Consider the following 20761-nt stretch of genomic DNA (forward strand, 5'->3'; position numbering starts at 1 on the left):
AACAGCAGGACGCCAGGTCTGCCGCAGAAGAAGGGCGCGGCGGGTTTTCGTTCGGTAGGAACTGAAAGAGTCGTGTCTGAAATGATCTCAGCTGAAGGCCTGAAAGAAATCGATCGCGCGATCGCGAAATATCCTGTGGAGCAGAAGCAGTCCGCAGTGATGGCGGCGCTGACTGTCGCTCAGGAAGAGCATGGCTGGCTGTCGCCGGAAATCATGCAGTTCGTGGCCGACTACCTGAGCATGCCGTCCGTGGCCGTGCAGGAAGTGGCGACGTTCTACACCATGTACGAGACCGCGCCGGTCGGCAAGCACAAGATCACGCTCTGTACCAATCTGCCGTGCCAACTCGGTCCTGACGGCGGCTCGGAAAGTGCTGCGGAATACCTGAAGCAAAAGCTCGGCATCGACTTTGGCGAAACCACCGCTGACGGCAAGTTCACCTTGAAAGAAGGTGAATGTTTTGGCGCGTGCGGCGATGCACCCGTGTTGCTCGTGAACAATCATCGTATGTGCAGTTTCATGAGTCGCGAGCGGATCGACACGCTCCTCGAGGAACTTTCGAAATGACGTCTCTTCACGACCGCCACATCCAGCCCCTGATTCTCGCCGGCCTCAACGGCGAAAACTGGCACCTCGAAGACTATGTGGCGCGCGGCGGTTACGCCCAGCTCCGCCGCATTCTCGAAGAAAAAATTCCGCAAGAACAGGTCATCGCCGACGTCAAGGCGTCGGGCCTGCGTGGCCGTGGCGGTGCGGGTTTCCCGACCGGTCTCAAGTGGAGCTTCATGCCGCGTCAGTTCCCGGGGCAAAAGTACCTCGTCTGCAACTCGGACGAAGGCGAACCGGGCACGTTCAAGGACCGCGACATTCTTCGCTGGAATCCGCATGCGTTGATCGAGGGTATGTGCATTGGCGCGTACGCCATGGGCATCACGGTCGGCTACAACTACATTCACGGCGAGATCTTCGAGGTCTACAAGGTCTTCGAACAGGCGCTTGAAGAAGCACGTGCGGCCGGTTACCTGGGTGCGAATATCCTGGGTTCGGGCTTCTCGTTCGAACTGTATGCGCACCATGGTTACGGCGCGTATATCTGTGGCGAAGAAACTGCGTTGCTCGAGTCGCTGGAAGGCAAGAAAGGTCAGCCGCGCTTCAAGCCGCCTTTCCCGGCAAGCTTTGGCGTGTACGGCAAGCCGACCACGATCAACAACACCGAGACGTTCGCAGCCGTGCCGTTCCTGCTGGCTATCGGCCCGCAGAAGTATCTCGAGATCGGCAAGCCGAACAACGGCGGCACGAAGATTTTCTCGGTTGCCGGCGACGTGAATCGTCCGGGCAATTTCGAAGTGCCGCTCGGCACGTCGTTCGAGACGCTGCTCGAGCTGGCAGGCGGTGTGCGCGGCAAGTCCGTGAAAGCGGTGATCCCGGGTGGATCGTCTGCGCCAGTCGTACCGGGTGAGCTCATGCTGGCCACCGACATGGATTACGATTCGATCGCGAAGGCGGGCTCCATGCTGGGTTCGGGCGCGGTGATCGTCATGAACGAAACGCGTTGCATGGTGCGTTCGCTCTTGCGCCTGTCGTACTTCTACTACGAAGAATCGTGTGGTCAGTGCACGCCTTGCCGCGAAGGCACGGGCTGGCTTTATCGCGTGGTGCATCGGATCGAACACGGACTCGGGCGCAAGGAAGACCTGGATCTGCTGAACTCGGTCGCTGAAAACATCATGGGTCGCACCATTTGTGCACTCGGCGACGCGGCGGCCATGCCGGTGCGCGGCATGCTGAAGCACTTCTGGGACGAATTCGAATACCACGTCGAGCATAAACATTGTCTCGTCGACGGACATGCGCATCATGCGCACACGTCCGAAGCGCTTACCGCGTGATCAGTGATCAGGCCAAGGACCATTCCCCATCATGGTTGAATTAGAAATCGACGGCAAAAGTGTAGAAGTGCCTGAAGGCAGCATGGTGATCCAGGCTGCGCATAAGGTCGATACATACATTCCTCACTTCTGCTATCACAAGAAACTGTCGATCGCGGCGAACTGCCGGATGTGCCTGGTCGAAGTAGAGAAAATGCCGAAGGCGGTTCCCGCGTGTGCCACGCCGGTATCGGCGGGCATGATCGTGCGTACGAAGTCGGACAAGGCTATCAAGGCGCAGCAGTCCGTCATGGAATTCCTGCTGATCAATCACCCGCTCGATTGCCCGATCTGCGATCAGGGCGGCGAATGTCAGTTGCAGGACTTGGCGGTGGGTTACGGCAAGTCGCAGTCGCGCTACAACGAAGAAAAGCGCGTGGTGTTCCACAAGAACGTCGGACCGCTGATCTCCATGGAAGAGATGACGCGCTGCATCCATTGCACGCGTTGCGTCCGTTTCGGTCAGGAAGTGGCCGGCGTGATGGAACTCGGCATGCTGGGTCGCGGCGAGCACTCGGAAATCACGTCGTTCGTTGGCAAGACGGTCGATTCGGAACTGTCGGGCAACATGATCGACCTGTGCCCGGTCGGCGCGTTGACGAGCAAGCCGTTCCGCTACAGCGCCCGTACGTGGGAACTGTCGCGCCGCAAGTCGATCAGCCCGCACGATTCGGTCGGCGCCAATCTGGTCGTACAGGTGAAGAACAACCGCGTGATGCGCGTCCTGCCGATGGAAAACGAATCCATCAACGAATGCTGGATCTCGGACAAGGATCGCTTCTCGTACGAATCGCTGAACGGCGACGACCGTCTCACGCAGCCCATGCTCAAGCAAGGCGGCAAGTGGATCGAGACCGACTGGCAAACGGCGCTGGAGTACGTGGCGAAGGGCATCAAGGGCATTACGGCTGACCATGGCGCGAATCAGATCGCTGCTTTGGCTACGCCGCACAGCACCGTTGAAGAACTCTATCTGCTGAAGCAGTTTGCCGAAGGCGTGGGTACGCCGAACGTCGATTTCCGTCTGCGCCAGAGCGACTTCTCTGCGCCGGTTTCGGACAGCGCGCCGTGGCTTGGCATGAAGATCGCAGACCTGACGAATATCGACACGGCGTTCGTCGTGGGTTCGTTCCTGCGTCGCGATCATCCGCTTTTCGCCGCACGTCTGCGTCAAGCCGCCAAGGGCGGCGCAAAGCTCACGTTCCTGAACGCGACGAACGACGATTCGCTGATTCCCGCTGCGCATCGCGTAGTGGCAGCGCCTTCAGAATGGCTCGCGCACCTGGGCAGCATTGCTGCTGCAGTGTCCGAAGCGCGTGGCGTTGCTGCACCGGAAGCGTTCGCTGGCATCGAGGCATCGGCGGCGGCCAAGGACATCGCTGCATCCCTGTCGGCCGGCGACAAGCGTGTCCTGCTGCTCGGCAACAGCGCGGTTCAGCATCCGCAGTTCGCGCAGATCCATGCTGTTTGCCAGTGGATCGCGGACGAGACGGGCGCAACGCTGGGTTATCTGACTGAAGCTGCAAATACGGTTGGCGCGCATCTCGTCGATGCACTGCCGGGCGAAGGCGGCCTGAACGCACGCGAAGCGTTCGAGCAGCCGCGCAAGGGTTACGTGCTGTTCAACGTCGAACCTGCATTCGATACCGCCAACCCCGCTCAAGCGCTCGCCGCATTGAAGCAGGCCGAAATGGTTGTCGCGTTGTCGGCGTTCAAGCACGGCTCGGATTACGCCGACGTGCTGCTGCCGATCGCACCGTTCACGGAAACATCGGGCACGTTCGTCAACGCCGAAGGTACAGCGCAGACGTTCAACGGCGTCGTGCGTCCGCTGGGCGAAACGCGTCCAGGCTGGAAAGTATTGCGTGTGCTGGGCAGCATCCTGGGCCTGAAGGGTTTCGAATTCGATACCGCCGAAGAAGTCCGCGACGCAGCATTGGGCAAGGGCGATCTGAGTTCGCGCCTGTCGAACAAGAGCAGCGTGGCGATCAAGCCGGTGACGAAGGCTGCATTGAACGAAGGCAGTTTTGAGCGCCTCGCCGACACGCCGATCTATCATGCCGACGCATTGTCGCGTCGCGCCGAATCGCTGCATCTGACGGCTGCCGCGCGCGACGCCAATGTGGCTGCGCTGCCGACGTCGCTGTTCGAAAAACTCGGTCTGAAAGACGGCGATGCCGTGCGCGTCGCTCAAGGCGGTCTCTCGGTCACGCTGCCGGCCGTTCGCGACGCGAATCTGGCGGAAAGCGTAGTGCGTGTATCGGCGGGAACGCCGGCCGGTGCAGCGCTCGGGGCTCTGTTCGGTGAACTGGTAGTGGAGAAGGCGTAAATGGGCTTGTTCGATACGATCAACGCAGGCGGGACGCAGATCCTCGGTGTCGCCTGGCCCACGGTGTGGGCTGTCATCCGCATTCTCGTGGTGTCGGTGGTGATCCTGCTGTGCGTCGCGTACCTGATTCTGTGGGAACGCAAGCTCATCGGCTGGATGCACGTGCGTCTTGGCCCGAATCGCGTGGGTCCGCTCGGACTCCTGCAGCCGATCGCCGACGTGCTGAAGCTGTTGCTGAAAGAAGTGATCCAGCCGACGCAAGCGAGCCGCTGGATCTACCTGATCGCGCCGATCATGACCGTGGTTCCCGCGTTCGCGGTGTGGGCGGTGATTCCGTTCCAGGCGAAAGCGGTGCTGGGCGACATCAACGCCGGCCTGCTCTACGTGATGGCGATTTCGTCCATCGGCGTGTATGGCGTGATCCTGGCCGGCTGGGCATCGAACTCGAAGTACGCGTTCCTTGGCGCCATGCGCGCCGCGGCGCAGATGGTGTCGTACGAAATCTCGATGGGCTTTGCGCTCGTCGTCGTGCTGATGGTCACGGGCAGCCTGAACATGTCGGCTATCGTGGTCTCGCAGGAACACGGCATCTTCGCGAACTGGGGTATCAACTTCCTCTCGTGGAACTGGTTGCCGCTCCTGCCCATGTTCGTCGTGTACTTCATCTCGGGCATTGCCGAAACGAACCGTCACCCGTTCGACGTGGTGGAAGGCGAGTCGGAAATCGTCGCGGGTCACATGATCGATTATTCGGGCATGGCGTTCGCGCTGTTCTTCCTGGCCGAGTACATCAACATGATCGTGATCTCGGCGATCGCATCGACGTTGTTCCTTGGTGGCTGGAGCGCGCCGTTTGGTTTCCTGTCCTTCATCCCGGGCATTTTCTGGTTCGTGCTGAAGATCTTCTTCCTGCTGTCCGTGTTCATCTGGGCCCGTGCGACGTTCCCGCGTTATCGCTACGACCAGATCATGCGTCTTGGCTGGAAAATCTTTCTGCCGGTGTCGGTGGTGTGGGTGGTCGTGGTCGGGTTCTGGATCATGTCACCGCTGAACATCTGGAAATAATGGGCGGATGAAAAAACCATGAACGCATTACAGAATTTCTTTAAAACATTTTTCCTGACCGAGTTGCTGAAGGGTCTTGCGCTGACTGGCGGCTATTTGTTCCAGCGCAAGGTGACGGTTCAGTTCCCGGAAGAGAAGACCCCGATCTCCCCGCGTTTTCGAGGCCTGCATGCATTGCGCCGGTACGAAAACGGCGAAGAACGCTGCATCGCATGCAAGCTGTGTGAAGCCGTGTGCCCGGCGCTTGCAATCACCATCGAATCAGAAACGCGCGCCGACAATACGCGTCGAACCACGCGCTATGACATCGATTTGACCAAGTGCATCTTCTGCGGTTTCTGTGAAGAAAGCTGCCCGGTCGATTCGATTGTCGAAACGCATATCCTCGAGTATCACGGCGAGAAGCGCGGCGACCTGTATTTCACGAAAGACATGTTGCTGGCAGTGGGCGACCGTTATGAAACGGAGATTGCTGCTGCGAAGGCTGCTGACGCGCCTTATCGGTAAAGCGGAGCGGGGCGCTCGTCTTCACCGCGCCTTTTGCTGTTCCTGCATTTGAATTGACCTGCTGTTCCGGCCCGCGCGCCATGGTTGTACGTTGCTTCCTTCAAAAGATGCGACACGGCGCGCTTGTGTCAAAACACAAAGCCTAACGATGAACCGGTAATCATGGAATTCACGACCGTACTGTTTTACATCTTCGCGCTGCTGCTGGTTGTTTCGGCGCTGAAGGTGATCACTTCGCGCAACCCGGTGTCATCCGCGCTGTTTCTCGTGCTTGCGTTCTTCAACGCGGCCGCGATCTGGATGCTGCTCGAAGCCGAATTCCTCGCCATCTTGCTGGTTCTCGTCTATGTCGGCGCGGTCATGGTGCTGTTCCTGTTCGTGGTGATGATGCTGGACATCAACCTCGACGTGCTGCACCGCGACTTCAAGAAATTCGTGCCTATAGCGAGCATCGTGGGCGCGATCATCATCATCGAGACCGCTTTGATCCTGTGGCACGGCTATGGCGCGACGGTCACGCCGGTGCGCGACGCGATGCTGGTCAACGGGGTAGGTTCCGGCGTGGGTCCGAACGAAGTGATGTCGAATTCGCACCTGATCGGCAAGGTCATCTACACCGACTACATCTTCGCGTTTGAAATCGCGGGCCTGATCCTGCTGGTCGCGATCATCGCGGCAATCTCGCTGACCATTCGCGAGAAGAAGGACAACAAGCGCCAGTCGGTGAGCGAACAGGTCAAGGTGCGTGCGAAAGATCGCGTGCGGATCGTGAAGATGAAGTCCGAGCAGGAAGCGCCGGATGCCGCGACCAATCCGCCCGTTACCGGCAACGCCGGCGCCGGCACGGTCGACAACAAAGGCTGAGGAGATATAAAACCATGTTGAGTCTTGCCCATTACCTTGTGCTCGGCGCGATCCTGTTCGCGATCAGCATTGTCGGTATTTTCCTGAACCGACGTAACGTGATCATCATCCTGATGGCGATCGAACTGATGCTGTTGGCGGTCAATACGAACTTCGTCGCGTTCTCGCACTATCTCGGCGACATCCACGGCCAGATTTTTGTGTTCTTCGTATTGACGGTCGCGGCGGCTGAAGCGGCCATCGGTCTCGCGATTCTGGTCACGTTGTTCCGTAGCCTCGACACGATCAACGTCGAAGATCTCGATCAGCTCAAAGGTTAAATTCAGGCAAGACAGATATGTCCACGACACTCAATGAAAACCTTCTGCTTGCGATTCCGCTGGCACCGCTTGCCGGTTCGCTGATCGCGGGGTTGTTCGGCTGGAAGATCGGGCGCCGCGCGTCGCACAGCATCACCATTCTTGGTGTGGCGATATCGCTGGTGCTTTCGTGTTTCGTCTTCCTCGACGTCATGAAGGGCGCGAGCTTCAACGCGACCATTTACGAATGGATGACGGTCGGCCCGCTCAAGATGGAGATCGGCTTCCTGGTCGACTCGCTGACCGCGATGATGATGGTGATCGTCACCTTCGTCTCGCTGATGGTGCACATCTACACGATCGGCTATATGGCCGATGAAGAAACGGGCTACGAGCGCTTCTTCTCCTACATCTCGCTCTTCACGTTCTCAATGCTGATGCTCGTGATGAGCAACAACTTCCTGCAGTTGTTCTTCGGCTGGGAAGCAGTGGGTCTCGTGTCGTACCTGCTGATCGGTTTCTACTTCACGCGCCCGACGGCCATCTACGCGAACATGAAGGCGTTCCTGGTCAACCGCGTGGGTGACTTCGGTTTCCTGCTCGGCATTGGCCTGTTGCTGGCGTTTGCCGGATCGCTGAACTACGGTGATGTCTTCGCGCACCGCACGCAACTGGCCGGCATGACCTTCCCGGGCACCGACTGGGGCTTGCTGACGGTTGCATGTATTTGCCTGTTCATTGGCGCAATGGGCAAGTCGGCGCAATTCCCGCTGCACGTGTGGCTGCCCGACTCCATGGAAGGCCCGACGCCTATCTCCGCACTGATCCACGCGGCAACCATGGTGACGGCCGGTATCTTCATGGTCACGCGCATGTCGCCGCTGTTCGAATTGTCGGACTCGGCGCTGTCGTTCGTGACGGTGATCGGCGCGATCACGGCGTTGTTCATGGGCTTCCTCGGCGTGGTCCAGAACGACATCAAGCGCGTGGTGGCTTACTCGACGCTCTCGCAGCTCGGCTACATGACGGTTGCGCTCGGCGTGTCCGCTTATCCGGTTGCCGTGTTCCACCTGGCCACGCACGCATTCTTCAAGGCGCTGCTGTTCCTTGGCGCGGGTTCGGTGATCATCGGCATGCATCACGACCAGGACATGCGCAACATGGGCGGCCTGCGCAAGTACATGCCGATCACATGGATCACGTCGCTGCTCGGTTCGCTGGCGCTGATCGGTACGCCGTTCTTCTCGGGCTTCTATTCGAAAGATTCGATCATCGATGCCGTGAAACTCTCGCATCTGCCGGGTTCGGGTTTCGCGTACTTCGCGGTGGTTGCAAGCGTGTTCGTCACTGCGCTCTATTCGTTCCGTATGTACTTCATGGTTTTCCATGGCAAGGAGCGTTTCCGCGGTCCGAAGCATCCAGAAAGCCCAATGGGTATCGAAGCGGCCCAGCACAGCCACGATGCGCACGGCCATGATTCGCACGGCCACGATGATCACGGCCATGGTCATGGTCCGCATATCCCGCATGAAACACCTTGGGTGATCACGCTGCCGCTGATCCTGCTGGCGATCCCATCGGTGATCATTGGTGCGCTGGCGATCGGCCCGATGTTGTTCGGCGACTTCTTCGCGCACGGCGTGGTGTTCGATCGTGTGATCTTCATTGGTGAAAACCATCCGGCGCTGCATGAAATGGCCGAGGAATTCCACGGATGGTTCGCGATGGGCCTGCATTCGGTAGCGGGTCTGCCGGTGTGGCTCGCGCTTGGTGGCGTGGTGGTGTCGTGGTTCCTGTATCTCAAGCGTACGGATCTGCCGGGCGTGATCAAGCAACGCTTCCTGCCGATCTACAACTTGCTCGATAACAAGTACTACCTCGACAAGATCAACGATGTCGTATTTGCAAAGGGTGCGGTTGCCATTGGCCGCGGACTCTGGAAAGAAGGCGATGTCGCCGTCATCGACGGGATCGTCAACGGCCTCGCGAAGTTCGTCGGCTGGTTTGCCGGTGTGATTCGCTTCCTTCAATCCGGTTACATCTATCACTACGCGTTCGCCATGATCATTGGCATGTTGGGGCTCTTGACCCTGTTTGTAACGCTCGGCGGCAAATAAGGCGGGGACACCTATCTATGCACTCTTTTCCAATCCTTAGTCTCGCGATCTGGTTACCGATCATTGTCGGTATCCTTGTACTGGCGGTAGGCAATGACAGCAATCCGGCGCCGTCGCGCTGGCTTGCACTGATCGGCTCGATCCTGGGCCTGATCGTCACCATTCCCTTGATTACCGGCTTCGACAATTCATCGGCTGCGCTGCAGTTCGAAGAAAACGTGAGCTGGATCCAGCGCTTCAACATCTCGTATCACCTGGGTGTCGACGGTCTTTCAATGTGGTTTGTCGTGCTGACCGCGTTGATCACCGTCATCACGGTGATCGCGGCATGGGAAGTCATCACGGTGCGCGTGTCGCAGTACCTGGCTGCGTTCCTGATCTTGTCGGGCCTGATGATCGGCGTGTTCTCGACCGCCGACGGCATGTTGTTCTACGTGTTCTTCGAAGCCACGCTGATTCCGATGTACATCATCATCGGTGTGTGGGGCGGGGCAAACCGGGTCTATGCCGCGTTCAAGTTCTTCCTGTACACGCTGATGGGCTCGTTGCTGATGCTGATCGCGTTGCTGTACCTGTACACGCAGACGCACACGTTCGATATCGCCACCTGGCACGCATTGAAGATCGGCTTCACGCCGCAGATATTGCTGTTCATCGCGTTCTTCATGGCCTTCGCCGTGAAGGTGCCGATGTGGCCGGTCCACACGTGGTTGCCTGACGCCCACGTGGAAGCGCCGACGGGCGGCTCGGTCGTGCTGGCCGCGATCATGCTGAAGCTCGGCGCGTACGGTTTCATCCGCTTCTCGCTGCCCATCGCGCCGGATGCCAGCCATTTCCTGGCGCCCGTGGTGATCACGCTGTCGTTGATCGCGGTGATCTACATCGGCTTCGTGGCGCTGGTGCAGGAAGACATGAAGAAGCTGGTCGCGTATTCGTCGATTGCGCACATGGGCTTCGTCACGCTCGGTTTCTTCATCTTCAGCACGCTCGGCATGGAAGGCGCGATCATCCAGATGATTTCGCATGGCTTCGTCTCGGGCGCGATGTTCCTGTGTATCGGCGTGCTGTATGACCGCATGCACTCGCGCCGGATCTCGGATTACGGCGGCGTGGTCAACGTCATGCCCAAGTTTGCGGCATTCGCCATGTTGTTCGCGATGGCCAACTGCGGCCTGCCAGGTACGTCGGGTTTTGTCGGCGAGTTCATGGTGATCCTGGCTGCCGTGAAGTTCAACTTCTGGATCGGTTTCCTGGCAACGTTCACGCTGGTTCTCGGCGCGGCGTACACGCTGTGGATGTACAAGCGCGTGCACTTCGGCGCGATTGCCAATGAAAACGTCGCCAAGCTGAAGGACATCAGCAAGCGCGAATTCTTCATGCTGGCCGTGCTTGCTGTATTTACGCTGTACATGGGCCTGTACCCGAAGCCTTTCACCGATGTGATGCACGCATCCGTGGAAAATCTCCTCTCCCACGTCGCGCAGTCGAAACTGCCGCTGGCCCAGTAACGCGTGCGGAGGAAATAAAAGATCATGCAAAATGCCCCAATGAGTGCCCTGTTACCCGATGGACTGCTGATGTTGATGGTCGTCGTAGTGTGGTTGAACGACACCATCTACGGCGTGAAGAGCCGGCAAACGTCCTATTTCATCTCGGTCATTTCGACGATCGTGGTCGGCCTGTGGTTCGCCGTCCAGGCACTCGATCCCACGCCGCATTATTTCTTCACGCGCATGTACGTCGTCGATCCGTTCGCCAGCGCAATGAAAGCGGTGGTGACGCTCGGCTTCGCGGTATCGATCATCTATTCGCGCAAGTATCTTGAAGATCGCGATCTGTTCCGCGGTGACTTCTTCCTGCTCGGCCTGTTCTCGCTGCTCGGCCAGTGCGTGATGATCTCGGGCAACAACTTCCTGACGCTGTATCTCGGGCTGGAACTGATGTCGTTGTCGCTGTACGCGGTGATCGCGTTGCGGAAGGACTCGCCGCAGGCCAACGAATCCGCAATGAAGTATTACGTCCTTGGCGCGCTGGCTTCCGGTTTCCTGCTCTACGGCATCTCGATGCTCTACGGCGCGACCGGTTCGCTTGAACTGAACGAAGTGGCGAAGGCCATTGCAACTGGCCGTATCAACGACGCGGTGCTGCTGTTCGGCGTGATCTTCGTTGTCGCGGGGATTGCGTTCAAGATGGGCGCGGTGCCATTCCATATGTGGGTGCCTGACGTTTATCAGGGCGCACCGACTGCCATGACGCTGATCACTGGTGGCGGCCCGAAGGCTGCGGCCTTCGCGTGGGGTCTGCGTTTCCTGGTGATGGCGCTGTTGCCGCTGGCAGTCGACTGGCAAGAGATGCTGGTGATCCTTGCCGCGCTGTCGCTGATCGTGGGTAACGTCACGGGTATCGTGCAGAAGAACATCAAGCGGATGCTGGCTTACTCGGCAATCTCGAACATGGGCTTCGTGCTGCTGGGCATGCTCGCGGGCGTGGTCGAAGGCAAGGCCGATGGCGCGGCCGGTGCCTACAGCTCGGCGATGTTCTACAGCATCATCTACCTGATCACCACGCTCGGTACCTTCGGCGTGATCATGCTGCTGGCGCGCAAGGACTTCGAAGCCGAAACGCTCGATGACTTCAAGGGCCTGAACCAGCGTAGCCCGGTGTTCGCGTTCGTGATGATGATCATGATGTTCTCGCTCGCCGGTATCCCGCCGATGGTCGGGTTCTACGCCAAGCTCGCGGTGCTGGAAGCGACCATGAACGCCGGTCTGACGTGGCTTGCAGTGCTCGCCGTGATGTCGTCGCTGGTGGGGGCGTTCTACTACCTGCGTATCGTCAAGCTGATGTACTTCGATGCACCGACGGACGCATCGCCGATCGTCGCCGACAACCTCAAGCGCGCGCTGCTCGCGTTCAACGGTCTTGCGGTGCTCGTGCTCGGCATTGTGCCGGGTCCGTTGATGAACGCTTGCCTGACGGCGATCACCCATACCTTGCCGTTCCAGTTGTAATGTCGGCTGCGGGCTGGTTTATCGTGTTGTTGGCGCTGGTCGGCGCCAACCTTCCGTTTGCGAATCAACGCATCTTCGCCGTCGTGCCAATCAAGGCAGCGAAGAAAAGCCCGTGGATTCGCCTCGCGGAATTGATCGTGCTTTATTTTGTCGTGGGCGCGCTCGGCTTTATGCTTGAGGCGCGTGCCGGAAACCGTTTTGAGCAGGGCTGGCAGTTTTACGCCGTGACGTTCAGCCTCTTTCTTGTGCTCGCGTTCCCCGGTTTCGCTTTCCAATATCTCGTCAAGCGCCGCTGACGGCCACGGCCGTCGCGGCTTGATCCACGCGTTTGGCGCCGGGTTCGTCGTTTGACGCGTTTCCTTCAAGGCGCATGATGGCTGACAGTTCTTCCCTCGACCCCAAGCATTCCGCCGACTCTTTCCCTGATTCCGATGCCGGCCTGATCGAGAAGACGGTCGAAAGCAAGTTGTTGCATCAGGGTAAATTCCTCACGCTGAAACTCGATACAGTCGAGCTGCCCGACGGGAAACACGCCACCCGCGAGTACGTCGAGCATCCGGGCGCGGTAATGATCCTGCCTCTTTTCGACGACGGCCGCGTGCTGCTCGAGCGGCAGTATCGGTATCCGATCCGCAAGGTGCTGCTCGAATATCCCGCCGGCAAGCTCGATCCCAACGAAAGTGAGCTCGCTTGCGCGAAACGTGAATTGCACGAGGAAACGGGTTACACGGCGCGCGAATGGTTCTTCCTGACCCGAATTCATCCGGTGATTTCGTACTCGACCGAGTTCATCGACCTGTATCTGGCGCGCGGTTTGACTGCGGGCGAGAACAAGCTGGACGAGGGCGAGTTCCTCGAGACGTTCATTGCGGATCGGTCGCAAATCTTCGAGTGGATCAAGAGCGGCCAGATCAGCGATGTAAAAACGATCATCGGCAGCTTCTGGCTCGAGAAGGTGATGTCGGGCGAGTGGAAACTAGGCGATCCGGTCAGCGAATAAGCAAATCGAGAGAAAAAAAGCGGCCTGCGGGCCGCTTTTGCGTTTGTGCGTTTCATCAAAAACAACGCCATCAAGCGCGCGAAGGACCAGCGGGCTAAAATCGACCACCTGTTTTCTCGATTCATCCAAAATTCGCAGACGCAAATTTACGAACGACCGTTCACAAAACGCGCTTTTGCGATTAAACTTTCCGGCAAGCCCTGATTAGCATGAAGGTTCTCGACTTGAAGTGCTCGCACGACCATCGGTTCGAAGGCTGGTTTGCTTCGTCCGATGAGTTTGAATCCCAGTTGTCGCGCAAGCTCGTGGCTTGCCCGGTGTGTTCCACGACTGAAATAAGCCGCATGCCATCGGCACCGCGGCTGAACCTGTCCACCACACGTTCCGACCGAATCGAGCAGGCAAGCAGCGGCAGCAGCGTTACGCCGCAGGCGGCCCCGCAGCAGCCGGATCAGGCGGCCCAGGCGCGTGCGCTGCAATTCATGCGGGAATTTCTCGCGAAGACCGAGAACGTGGGCGACCGTTTTGCCGAAGAGGCGCGGCGCATGCATTACGACGAAGCGCCGGCGCGCAATATTCGCGGCGTCGCTACGCCTGAAGATGCGCACGCATTGATGGAAGAAGGCATCGACGTGATGCCGCTGCCCGTGCCGGCCGCACTGAAAGAGCCGCTGCAATAAGCCGACGCCCGTTGGCTTAGCGCACGTCTCCTCGTGGCCGACCCGGGTCATGACAGGAGACGAGAGCGCATGGACCTGAACTATTCCCCCGCGGACAACGCGTTTCGCGCCGACATTCGCGCCTGGCTCGACGCCAATCTGCCGCAAGCCTTGCGTACCAAGGTACTCGATCACAAACGGTTAAGCCGCGACGACTACGCGAGCTGGCACAAGCTGCTTGGCACGCGCGGCTGGTCTGTCGTCGCCTGGCCGAAGGAATTTGGCGGTCCGGGCTGGAACGCCACGCAGCGCCATATCTGGGATGAGGAATGCGCGCGTATTGGTGCGCCAGGCGTGTTGCCGTTCGGGGTATCGATGGTCGCACCGGTCCTCATGAAATACGGCAGCGATGCGCAAAAAGCCCATTACTTGCCGCGCATTCTCGATGGCACCGACTGGTGGTGCCAGGGATATTCCGAACCCGGTTCGGGCTCCGATCTGGCATCGCTGAGAACGCGCGCCGAACGTCAGGGCGACCACTATCTGGTCAATGGCCAGAAGACCTGGACCACGCTCGGCCAGTTCGCCGACATGATGTTCTGCCTCGTGCGCACGGACAGCGGCGCGAAGAAGCAGGAAGGCATCTCGTTCTTGCTTATCGATATGAAAACGCCCGGCATCACCGTGCGTCCCATCATCACGCTCGACGAAGACCACGAAGTCAATGAAGTCTTCTTCGAAGACGTGAAAGTGCCGATGGAAAACCTCGTCGGCGAAGAAAATCGCGGCTGGACGTATGCGAAGTATTTGCTCGGGCATGAACGCACGGGCATCGCACGCGTCGGGCAGTCCAAGCGCGAACTGGTGTTCCTCAAACGACTTGCCACTGATCAGAAGAAGGGCGGAGCATCGTTGTTGAAGGACCCTGTGTTCGCTGCAAAGATCGCGGCGCTCGAAATCGAGATCATGGCGCTTGAAGTGACCGTGCAGCGCGTGGTCGCGAGCGAAGCGAATGGCCGCGGGCCGGGCCCGGAAGCATCGATGCTGAAAATCAAGGGCACCGAAGTCCAGCAAGCGTTGACCGAGTTGATGGTTGAAGCCATCGGACCCCAGGCCGCCGCGTTCGATCCCGAGTATCTCGAAGGCGAACGGGAGCACAGTCTCGCAGGCGATGACGACGCGGCGCCGCTCGCCGCATACTACTTCAACTTCCGCAAGACATCGATCTATGGCGGTTCGAACGAAATTCAAAAAAACATCATCGCGCAGATGATTCTGGGCTTGTGAGGAGCGGCACATGGACTTCAATTTCACCGATGAACAACAGCAATTCCGTGATGCCTTGCGCCGTTATCTCGACAAGGAATACACGTTCGATGCCCGCCAAAAGATCGTGGCATCCAGGGAAGGTGTCGATGCAAAACACTGGACTGCCTTCACCGAATTAGGCCTTACGGCGTTGCCCGCGCCGCAAGCGCGTGGCGGATTCGATGGTGGTCCGGTCGACATGCTCGTTGTGATGCAGGAACTCGGGCGTGCGTTGGTCGTCGAGCCCTACTGGTCGACGGCGGTGGGTATCGAAGCGTTGCGGCTTGTTGGCGATCAGTACGCGAACGCCTTGCTCGAGCGCGCGGCTGCCGGCGAGATCAAACTTGCCGTGGCGTTTCATGAACCGCATGCGCGCCATGACCTGTTTTCCATCGCAACCACGGCACAGATCCAGGGCGACCAATTCACCTTGAACGGTGAGAAGTCGCTGGTCCAACACGGCGCACAGGCCGACGTATGGATCGTGCCCGCAAGGCTGAACGGCGAAGTTGCCCTGTTCGCCGTTGCGCGCGATTCGGGCAACGTGGCGATCACTGAATACCGGACGATCGATGGCCAGCGTGCCGCTTCCTTGAAATTCACGGGCACGCCGTCCACACGCCTGGGCAATGCGCAAACCGGGGCCGCGACACTTGAACATATCGCGGATTACGCGACGTTCCTGCTCTGCGCCGAAGCCGTCGGCGTGCTCGATGCGCTCAATCACGCGACGGTCGAGTACACGAAGGAACGCAAGCAGTTCGGCACGCCCATCGCGCGGTTTCAGGCGTTGCAGCATCGCATGGTCGAGATGCTGATCCACGCTGAGCAGGCACGTTCGATCACGTATCTGGCGGCTGCCCGCTACACGAGCAATGACGCGGACGAACGCCGTCGCGCGATTTCTGCAGCGAAAGCGCGGGTCGGTCAGGCGGCACGTTTCGTCGGTCAGCAGGCCGTGCAACTTCACGGCGGGATGGGCGTAACTAATGAAGTCGCGGCGGCACACTGGTTCAAGCGCTTGTCGATCATCGAGACAACGTTGGGCGACGTCGATCATCATCTGGAGCGGTTTGCATCGCTGCCAGGATTCGCCGACACTAACGTTTGAATAATCGACGCTTCATAAAAGGAGAATGGGGATGACATTCAGCTATGAGGATTTCAACGTCGGCGATGTAGCCGAACTCAGCGCGCATACGTTTTCGAAAGAGGAGATCATTGATTTCGCCGGACGTTATGATCCGCAGCCTTTTCACCTGAGCGAAGCGGGCGGCGAAGCATCGCCGTTTCGCGGACTGGTTGCGAGCGGATGGAACACCTGCTCCGCGATGATGGGCATTCTCGTGCGCGACATGCTGGCCGATTCCACATCGATGGGCTCGCCCGGGCTCGACAACATCCGCTGGCTCAAGCCGGTTCGCGTGAACGATACCGTGCGGTTGACGGTGCGCGTGTTGAGCAAGCGTGTTTCCGAAAGCAAGCCGGATCGCGGCATTGTCGGAACGCGTTGGGAAGCTTATAACCAGAATGGCGAGCTGGTCTTGACGGTGGATTCGGCGGCGATATTCGGGCTGCGTCATCCGGAAAATACGCAATGACGCTCGCCTCAGCAGCAGATGTGAAAGCCGCAGAGGGCGGCGAGGAATACGTGAGCGGGTGGCTGGAAATAGATCAGTCGCGCGTGAACCGGTTCGCCGATGCCACCGACGACCATCAATGGATTCACGTCGACGTTGAACGGGCGAGCAAAGAGTCGCCGTTTGGCGGACCGATTGCGCACGGGTTCCTGACGTTGGCGCTCGTGCCGAAATGGCTTGAGCAATGCGTTCCGCTGCAGCAGAAACTCGGCGTGAACTACGGCACCAACAAGGTCCGGTTCATGTCACCGGTTCTGGTTGGTTCGAAGTTGAGAGCGCGTTTCTTGGCTGAGAAGGTGACTGACGTGGCGCAGGGCGGCGTGCAGGTGATCTGGCGCGTGACTATCCAGAAAGAAGGCGCTGAGAAACCGGTCTGTGTCGCTGAGTTTATTACACGGCACTATTTCTGAAGTTCGCGTCCCGGTGACTTCTTTTTCGGAGCCGTCAAAGAAGTCACCGCGTTGCTCAACGCTTACGCGTACCGGGCTAATTCAAGTTTTGCGACTGCATTCCGATGCACTTCATCGGGTCCATCGGCGAGGCGCAATGTCCGTGCGTGCGCGTACGCATAAGCGAGCGGGAAGTCGTCCGATACACCCCCGGCCCCATGCGCCTGAATCGCCCAGTCGATGACCTGGCACGCGATGTTCGGCGCAACGACCTTGATCATCGCGATCTCGCCGCGGGCGCCCTTGTTGCCGGCTGTGTCCATCATGTAGGCCGCTTTCAGTGTGAGCAAGCGCGCCTGTTCGATCATGATCCGCGCTTCGGCAATGCGCTCTTGCGTTACGCCATGCGCTGCGATCGGCTTGCCGAATGCAACCCGTTGCGATGTCCGTCTGCACATGAGTTCGAGCGCGCGCTCGGCTAATCCGATCAAGCGCATGCAATGATGAATGCGTCCGGGCCCAAGACGCCCTTGCGCGATTTCGAATCCGCGCCCCTCGCCAAGCAATACATTCGATGCCGGCACGCGCACATTCTCAAGCGTAATGTCCATGTGGCCATGCGGCGCGTCGTCGTAACCGAAGACCGAAAGCGGCCGATGCACCGTAATGCCCGATGAATCCGCAGGGACGAGGATCATCGATTGTTGCTGATGTTTTGGCGCTTCCGGATCGGTCTTCCCCATCACGATATACACCTTGCAGCGCGGATCGCCCGCACCCGATGACCACCACTTGTGACCGTCGATCACATAGCTGTCGCCATCGCGCACGATGCTGCACTGGATGTTGGTCGCATCCGACGAAGCCACGTCCGGCTCCGTCATCAGGAACGCCGAACGGATCTCGCCTTGCAGCAGCGGCTCGAGCCATTGCTGCTTGTGCTGATCGCTGCCATAACGTTCGATGGTCTCCATGTTGCCCGTGTCGGGCGCGCCGCAATTGAACACTTCGGGCGCCCAAGGCACGCGTCCCATGATCTCGCAAAGCGGCGCGTATTCCAGATTGCTCAACCCTGCGCCACGTTCCGATTCGGGCAGGAAGAGATTCCACAGGCCGGCATCGCGCGCGTGTTGCTTGAGCGTTTCGATCAGCTCAAGCGGTATCCACGCATCGCCCTTTGCCCGGTTTGCCGCGATTTCCTGATTGAACGCGCGCTCGTTCGGATAGATGTGTTCATCGAAGAAAGCGGCCAGCTTGTGGCGCAGTTCCTGCACTTTCGGCGTGTAGTCGAAATTCATCTCGTCTCCTGTTCCTGATGTTTTATCCGGTCACTTTTTGCGCGTAAGACCATGCGAGTTCGGCCATCGGCCTGGCACGTTTGCCTGCATCGATCGCTTGTGCGCTCGCGGCTGTGCCCTCGCTCACGCGCTTCATGATTCCCTGCAGGATCGCGGCGATGCGGAACATGTTGTAGGCGAGGTAGAAATTCCAGTCGCCTTCGATCTTCAGGCCGGTGCGTTCGAGATATTGCGTGACGTAGGTCTGTTCGTCCGGAATGCCGAGCGCCGCCCAGTCGAGTCCGCCGATACCGCGAAATTGCGTCGGATCGACATGCCACGCCATGCAGTGATAGGCAAAGTCGGCGAGGGGATCGCCGAGCGTGGACAACTCCCAGTCGAGCACGGCGAGAACGCGCGGTTCTGTCGGGTGAAAGATCAGGTTGTCGAGCCGGAAGTCGCCATGGACAACGGAGACGCTTTCGCCGCCGCGCGGAATATGTTTCGGCAGCCACTCGATCAGCTTGTTCATCGCTTCGATGGGTTCGGTTTGCGACGCAAGGTACTGCTTGCTCCATCGGCCGATCTGGCGCTCGAAATAGTTGCCCGGCTTGCCGTAGGTGTCCAGACCCGCTTTGATGATATCGACCGAATGCAAAGCTGCGATCACGCGATTCATTTCATCGTAGATGGCGCCGCGCTCGGCGGGCGTCAGGCCCGGCAGCGCCTGGTCCCACAACACGCGGCCCTCGATGAACTCCATCAAATAGAACGCGCGGCCAATCACGCTTTCGTCATCGCATAGCGCAAACATCTTCGCAACCGGTACGTCCGTGTCGGCAAGCGCATCCATCACGCGGTATTCACGATCAATCGCATGCGCCGATGGCAACAGCTTCGCCGCCGGTCCCGGCTTTGACCGCATCACATAACTGCGCGAGGGCGTGATCAGCTTGTACGTGGGGTTCGACTGGCCGCCGGCGAATTGTTCGACACTGACTGGCCCGACGAAACCTTCGATATGCGTTTCAAGCCACGCTGACAGCGCTTCCATGTCGAACTGTTGGCGCTCGTTGACGGGCCGCGTTCCTTCGAACGCCGAGAAATCCTGCTGTACGGGCAAGGGCGCGTCGTTTGAAGCCATCGTTGTCTCCTCCGGATTGCGTTCATAGGCTGGTCCACATGCAGCGTCGCGCTTCGAAGCGCTGTTGTCGCTGCTTGCGCGGTTACTTCAGGGCTGACGTGTATCGCACGAATTGTTCGTAGAGCAATTCCATGGTCGTGTTGCGCGCGCTTGCGTGAAGGGGCGACGGCGGCGAATGATTCAGCGCGCGGATGACCCAGTCGCCGGGTTTGTCGCCGATATCCAGCGCGTTGATGCATCCCGTTGTCTGCGACAGATGCCCGAAGAACATGCGTCCGCCGCCCGTGATCGCGTGCGACAACAACGCGCGATTCACGCCGCCGTGCAATACCAGCAACGCGGTGTCCCAGGATGAATCGTCCCGCAGCCGCTGCAGTGGCGGCAACACACGATCCAGCAATTCGCCGATGGTCTCGCCGCCAAGGAACGCAGTTGTTTCAGGCACGATGCCGTCGAACACGCTGAGAAACGCGCGCTCGATATCCTTCGCGGGCAGGTTGCTCAAGCGTCCGCCGCGGATCTCTTCCCATTCCGGCCAGACATCGATTGCGATTTCCTGACCCGTTTCAGCCAGCACGCGCTGTGCCGTCTCGATCGTTCTCGGCAGACCGCTGACAATGACCTTGTCGAAGCGGATCTGCTGCGCCTTGAACTCGCTTCCGGCCGCGGTCGCTTCGTCGCGGCCGCGTTCATTGAGCGGCACGCCCATTGGATCGATGGCGCGGCCGGTTGCATCGAAATACGTCACGTCGCCGTGACGCATCAGGAAGATGCGGCGGCGTTTTGGGAGTTCGTAGGGTGTGGTCATCATTTGTAGAGCGGTGGCCGCTTTTCGAGGAACGCGTTGATGCCTTCGAGCGCGTTGCCGTTATGGAGCGCGTCGACAAAACCGTCGCGTTCGGCGTCGAGTTGTTCGGCAAGCGATTGCGTTTCAGCCGATGCGATCAGCGTCTTGATCTGCGCCAGCGCTTTTGGCGCCATGCGGCCGAGTTCGTCGGCCCAGGCGATGGCGGTATCGAGCGCCGCGCCGGGTTTCGTCACGCGATTCACCACGCCGGCTTCGTGCAGACGTGTGGCGCCGATCGGCTTGGCCTCAAGCAGGATCTCGGTCGCAAGCGCACGTGGCAAGGCGCGCGTGAGGAACCACGAGCCGCCGCCATCGGGCGTGAGGCCCACGCGGGCGTACGACATCACGAACTTGGCGTCATCGGCAGCGACGAGCAA

At 59.3% G+C, this 20761-nt stretch carries 21 protein-coding genes; 17 read left to right on the plus strand and 4 right to left on the minus strand.

Annotated features, from left to right (window positions below):
- The first annotated feature begins 81 nt into the window (after nt 1–81).
- The 17 genes from nuoE to ACRXB1_RS02900 all read left to right on the plus strand — a co-directional run bounded on the left by nuoE (nt 82) and on the right by ACRXB1_RS02900 (nt 17137).
- Nucleotides 82–567 carry an NADH-quinone oxidoreductase subunit NuoE gene (gene nuoE, locus ACRXB1_RS02820; protein WP_060858512.1) on the plus strand — a complete coding sequence of 162 codons (486 nt, stop codon included), beginning with the start codon at nt 82–84 and terminating at the stop codon, nt 565–567.
- Entirely contained in the window at nt 564–1889 is a 1326-nt protein-coding gene (gene nuoF, locus ACRXB1_RS02825) for an NADH-quinone oxidoreductase subunit NuoF (RefSeq protein ID WP_061999833.1), read from the plus strand. Before nuoE ends, nuoF begins: the two co-directional genes overlap by 4 nt.
- 31 nt (nt 1890–1920) lie before the next feature.
- Complete coding sequence (gene nuoG, locus ACRXB1_RS02830) at nt 1921–4257, plus strand: NADH-quinone oxidoreductase subunit NuoG (RefSeq protein WP_062167083.1); 2337 nt, start codon at nt 1921–1923, stop codon at nt 4255–4257.
- Complete coding sequence (nuoH, locus tag ACRXB1_RS02835) at nt 4258–5322, plus strand: NADH-quinone oxidoreductase subunit NuoH (RefSeq protein WP_056353961.1); 1065 nt, start codon at nt 4258–4260, stop codon at nt 5320–5322.
- A gap of 18 nt (nt 5323–5340) precedes the next feature.
- Complete coding sequence (nuoI, locus tag ACRXB1_RS02840; protein WP_050381450.1) at nt 5341–5829, plus strand: NADH-quinone oxidoreductase subunit NuoI; 489 nt, start codon at nt 5341–5343, stop codon at nt 5827–5829.
- 162 nt (nt 5830–5991) lie between these two features.
- Entirely contained in the window at nt 5992–6693 is a 702-nt protein-coding gene (locus ACRXB1_RS02845; RefSeq protein WP_061999831.1) for an NADH-quinone oxidoreductase subunit J, read from the plus strand.
- A 14-nt stretch (nt 6694–6707) separates the two neighbouring features.
- Nucleotides 6708–7013 carry an NADH-quinone oxidoreductase subunit NuoK gene (gene nuoK, locus ACRXB1_RS02850; protein ID WP_031360677.1) on the plus strand — a complete coding sequence of 102 codons (306 nt, stop codon included), beginning with the start codon at nt 6708–6710 and terminating at the stop codon, nt 7011–7013.
- Nucleotides 7014–7030: 17 nt separating this feature from the next.
- Nucleotides 7031–9109, plus strand: coding sequence for an NADH-quinone oxidoreductase subunit L (gene nuoL, locus ACRXB1_RS02855; RefSeq protein WP_062167080.1), 2079 nt, complete (start codon nt 7031–7033; stop codon nt 9107–9109).
- A gap of 17 nt (nt 9110–9126) precedes the next feature.
- A complete protein-coding gene (locus tag ACRXB1_RS02860) occupies nt 9127–10617 on the plus strand; it encodes an NADH-quinone oxidoreductase subunit M (RefSeq protein WP_061999829.1) in 1491 nt (496 codons plus the stop codon).
- Between the two features lie 24 nt (nt 10618–10641).
- Complete coding sequence (gene nuoN / locus ACRXB1_RS02865; RefSeq protein ID WP_061999828.1) at nt 10642–12120, plus strand: NADH-quinone oxidoreductase subunit NuoN; 1479 nt, start codon at nt 10642–10644, stop codon at nt 12118–12120.
- Entirely contained in the window at nt 12120–12416 is a 297-nt protein-coding gene (locus ACRXB1_RS02870; protein ID WP_061999827.1) for a DUF2818 family protein, read from the plus strand. The genes nuoN and ACRXB1_RS02870 overlap by 1 nt, the downstream gene beginning before the upstream one ends.
- Nucleotides 12417–12493: 77 nt before the next feature.
- On the plus strand, nt 12494–13120 hold the full coding sequence (locus ACRXB1_RS02875; protein ID WP_061999826.1) for an NUDIX domain-containing protein: 627 nt from the start codon (nt 12494–12496) through the stop codon (nt 13118–13120).
- A 209-nt stretch (nt 13121–13329) separates the two neighbouring features.
- Nucleotides 13330–13800 (plus strand): DUF1178 family protein, encoded by a 471-nt coding sequence (locus tag ACRXB1_RS02880; protein WP_449491017.1) that lies wholly within the window; start codon nt 13330–13332, stop codon nt 13798–13800.
- Between the two features lie 69 nt (nt 13801–13869).
- A complete protein-coding gene (locus ACRXB1_RS02885; protein WP_062167075.1) occupies nt 13870–15066 on the plus strand; it encodes an acyl-CoA dehydrogenase family protein in 1197 nt (398 codons plus the stop codon).
- A gap of 10 nt (nt 15067–15076) precedes the next feature.
- Nucleotides 15077–16198 (plus strand): acyl-CoA dehydrogenase family protein, encoded by a 1122-nt coding sequence (locus ACRXB1_RS02890; RefSeq protein WP_449491018.1) that lies wholly within the window; start codon nt 15077–15079, stop codon nt 16196–16198.
- Nucleotides 16199–16229: 31 nt separating this feature from the next.
- Nucleotides 16230–16688: a MaoC family dehydratase gene (locus ACRXB1_RS02895; protein ID WP_174362266.1), complete on the plus strand. Its 459-nt coding sequence runs from the start codon at nt 16230–16232 to the stop codon at nt 16686–16688.
- Nucleotides 16685–17137, plus strand: coding sequence for a MaoC family dehydratase (locus tag ACRXB1_RS02900; protein WP_449491019.1), 453 nt, complete (start codon nt 16685–16687; stop codon nt 17135–17137). The genes ACRXB1_RS02895 and ACRXB1_RS02900 overlap by 4 nt, the downstream gene beginning before the upstream one ends.
- A 62-nt stretch (nt 17138–17199) precedes the next feature.
- On the opposite strand, the gene ACRXB1_RS02905 is transcribed toward ACRXB1_RS02900, so the two are convergent.
- The 4 genes from ACRXB1_RS02905 to ACRXB1_RS02920 all read right to left on the minus strand — a co-directional run.
- Nucleotides 17200–18414 carry an acyl-CoA dehydrogenase family protein gene (locus ACRXB1_RS02905; protein WP_449491020.1) on the minus strand — a complete coding sequence of 405 codons (1215 nt, stop codon included), beginning with the start codon at nt 18412–18414 and terminating at the stop codon, nt 17200–17202.
- A gap of 22 nt (nt 18415–18436) precedes the next feature.
- A complete protein-coding gene (locus ACRXB1_RS02910; protein WP_449491021.1) occupies nt 18437–19537 on the minus strand; it encodes a phosphotransferase in 1101 nt (366 codons plus the stop codon).
- Nucleotides 19538–19619: 82 nt separating this feature from the next.
- Nucleotides 19620–20348 carry a histidine phosphatase family protein gene (locus ACRXB1_RS02915; protein WP_256700948.1) on the minus strand — a complete coding sequence of 243 codons (729 nt, stop codon included), beginning with the start codon at nt 20346–20348 and terminating at the stop codon, nt 19620–19622.
- Nucleotides 20345–20761: enoyl-CoA hydratase-related protein (locus tag ACRXB1_RS02920; protein ID WP_449491022.1), on the minus strand; the 417-nt coding region annotated here is incomplete at its 5' end. The genes ACRXB1_RS02920 and ACRXB1_RS02915, both read right to left, overlap by 4 nt.

The sequence above is a fragment of the Caballeronia sp. M23-90 genome (assembly GCF_053574605.1).

Coding starts and splice junctions, on each gene's coding strand:
- nuoE (WP_060858512.1), top strand. CDS start 82: ATGATCTCAGCTGAAGGCCTGAAAGAAATCGATCGCGCGATCGCGAAA.
- nuoF (WP_061999833.1), top strand. CDS start 564: ATGACGTCTCTTCACGACCGCCACATCCAGCCCCTGATTCTCGCCGGC.
- nuoG (WP_062167083.1), top strand. CDS start 1,921: ATGGTTGAATTAGAAATCGACGGCAAAAGTGTAGAAGTGCCTGAAGGC.
- nuoH (WP_056353961.1), top strand. CDS start 4,258: ATGGGCTTGTTCGATACGATCAACGCAGGCGGGACGCAGATCCTCGGT.
- nuoI (WP_050381450.1), top strand. CDS start 5,341: ATGAACGCATTACAGAATTTCTTTAAAACATTTTTCCTGACCGAGTTG.
- ACRXB1_RS02845 (WP_061999831.1), top strand. CDS start 5,992: ATGGAATTCACGACCGTACTGTTTTACATCTTCGCGCTGCTGCTGGTT.
- nuoK (WP_031360677.1), top strand. CDS start 6,708: ATGTTGAGTCTTGCCCATTACCTTGTGCTCGGCGCGATCCTGTTCGCG.
- nuoL (WP_062167080.1), top strand. CDS start 7,031: ATGTCCACGACACTCAATGAAAACCTTCTGCTTGCGATTCCGCTGGCA.
- ACRXB1_RS02860 (WP_061999829.1), top strand. CDS start 9,127: ATGCACTCTTTTCCAATCCTTAGTCTCGCGATCTGGTTACCGATCATT.
- nuoN (WP_061999828.1), top strand. CDS start 10,642: ATGCAAAATGCCCCAATGAGTGCCCTGTTACCCGATGGACTGCTGATG.
- ACRXB1_RS02870 (WP_061999827.1), top strand. CDS start 12,120: ATGTCGGCTGCGGGCTGGTTTATCGTGTTGTTGGCGCTGGTCGGCGCC.
- ACRXB1_RS02875 (WP_061999826.1), top strand. CDS start 12,494: ATGGCTGACAGTTCTTCCCTCGACCCCAAGCATTCCGCCGACTCTTTC.
- ACRXB1_RS02880 (WP_449491017.1), top strand. CDS start 13,330: ATGAAGGTTCTCGACTTGAAGTGCTCGCACGACCATCGGTTCGAAGGC.
- ACRXB1_RS02885 (WP_062167075.1), top strand. CDS start 13,870: ATGGACCTGAACTATTCCCCCGCGGACAACGCGTTTCGCGCCGACATT.
- ACRXB1_RS02890 (WP_449491018.1), top strand. CDS start 15,077: ATGGACTTCAATTTCACCGATGAACAACAGCAATTCCGTGATGCCTTG.
- ACRXB1_RS02895 (WP_174362266.1), top strand. CDS start 16,230: ATGACATTCAGCTATGAGGATTTCAACGTCGGCGATGTAGCCGAACTC.
- ACRXB1_RS02900 (WP_449491019.1), top strand. CDS start 16,685: ATGACGCTCGCCTCAGCAGCAGATGTGAAAGCCGCAGAGGGCGGCGAG.
- ACRXB1_RS02905 (WP_449491020.1), bottom strand. CDS start 18,414: ATGAATTTCGACTACACGCCGAAAGTGCAGGAACTGCGCCACAAGCTG.
- ACRXB1_RS02910 (WP_449491021.1), bottom strand. CDS start 19,537: ATGGCTTCAAACGACGCGCCCTTGCCCGTACAGCAGGATTTCTCGGCG.
- ACRXB1_RS02915 (WP_256700948.1), bottom strand. CDS start 20,348: ATGATGACCACACCCTACGAACTCCCAAAACGCCGCCGCATCTTCCTG.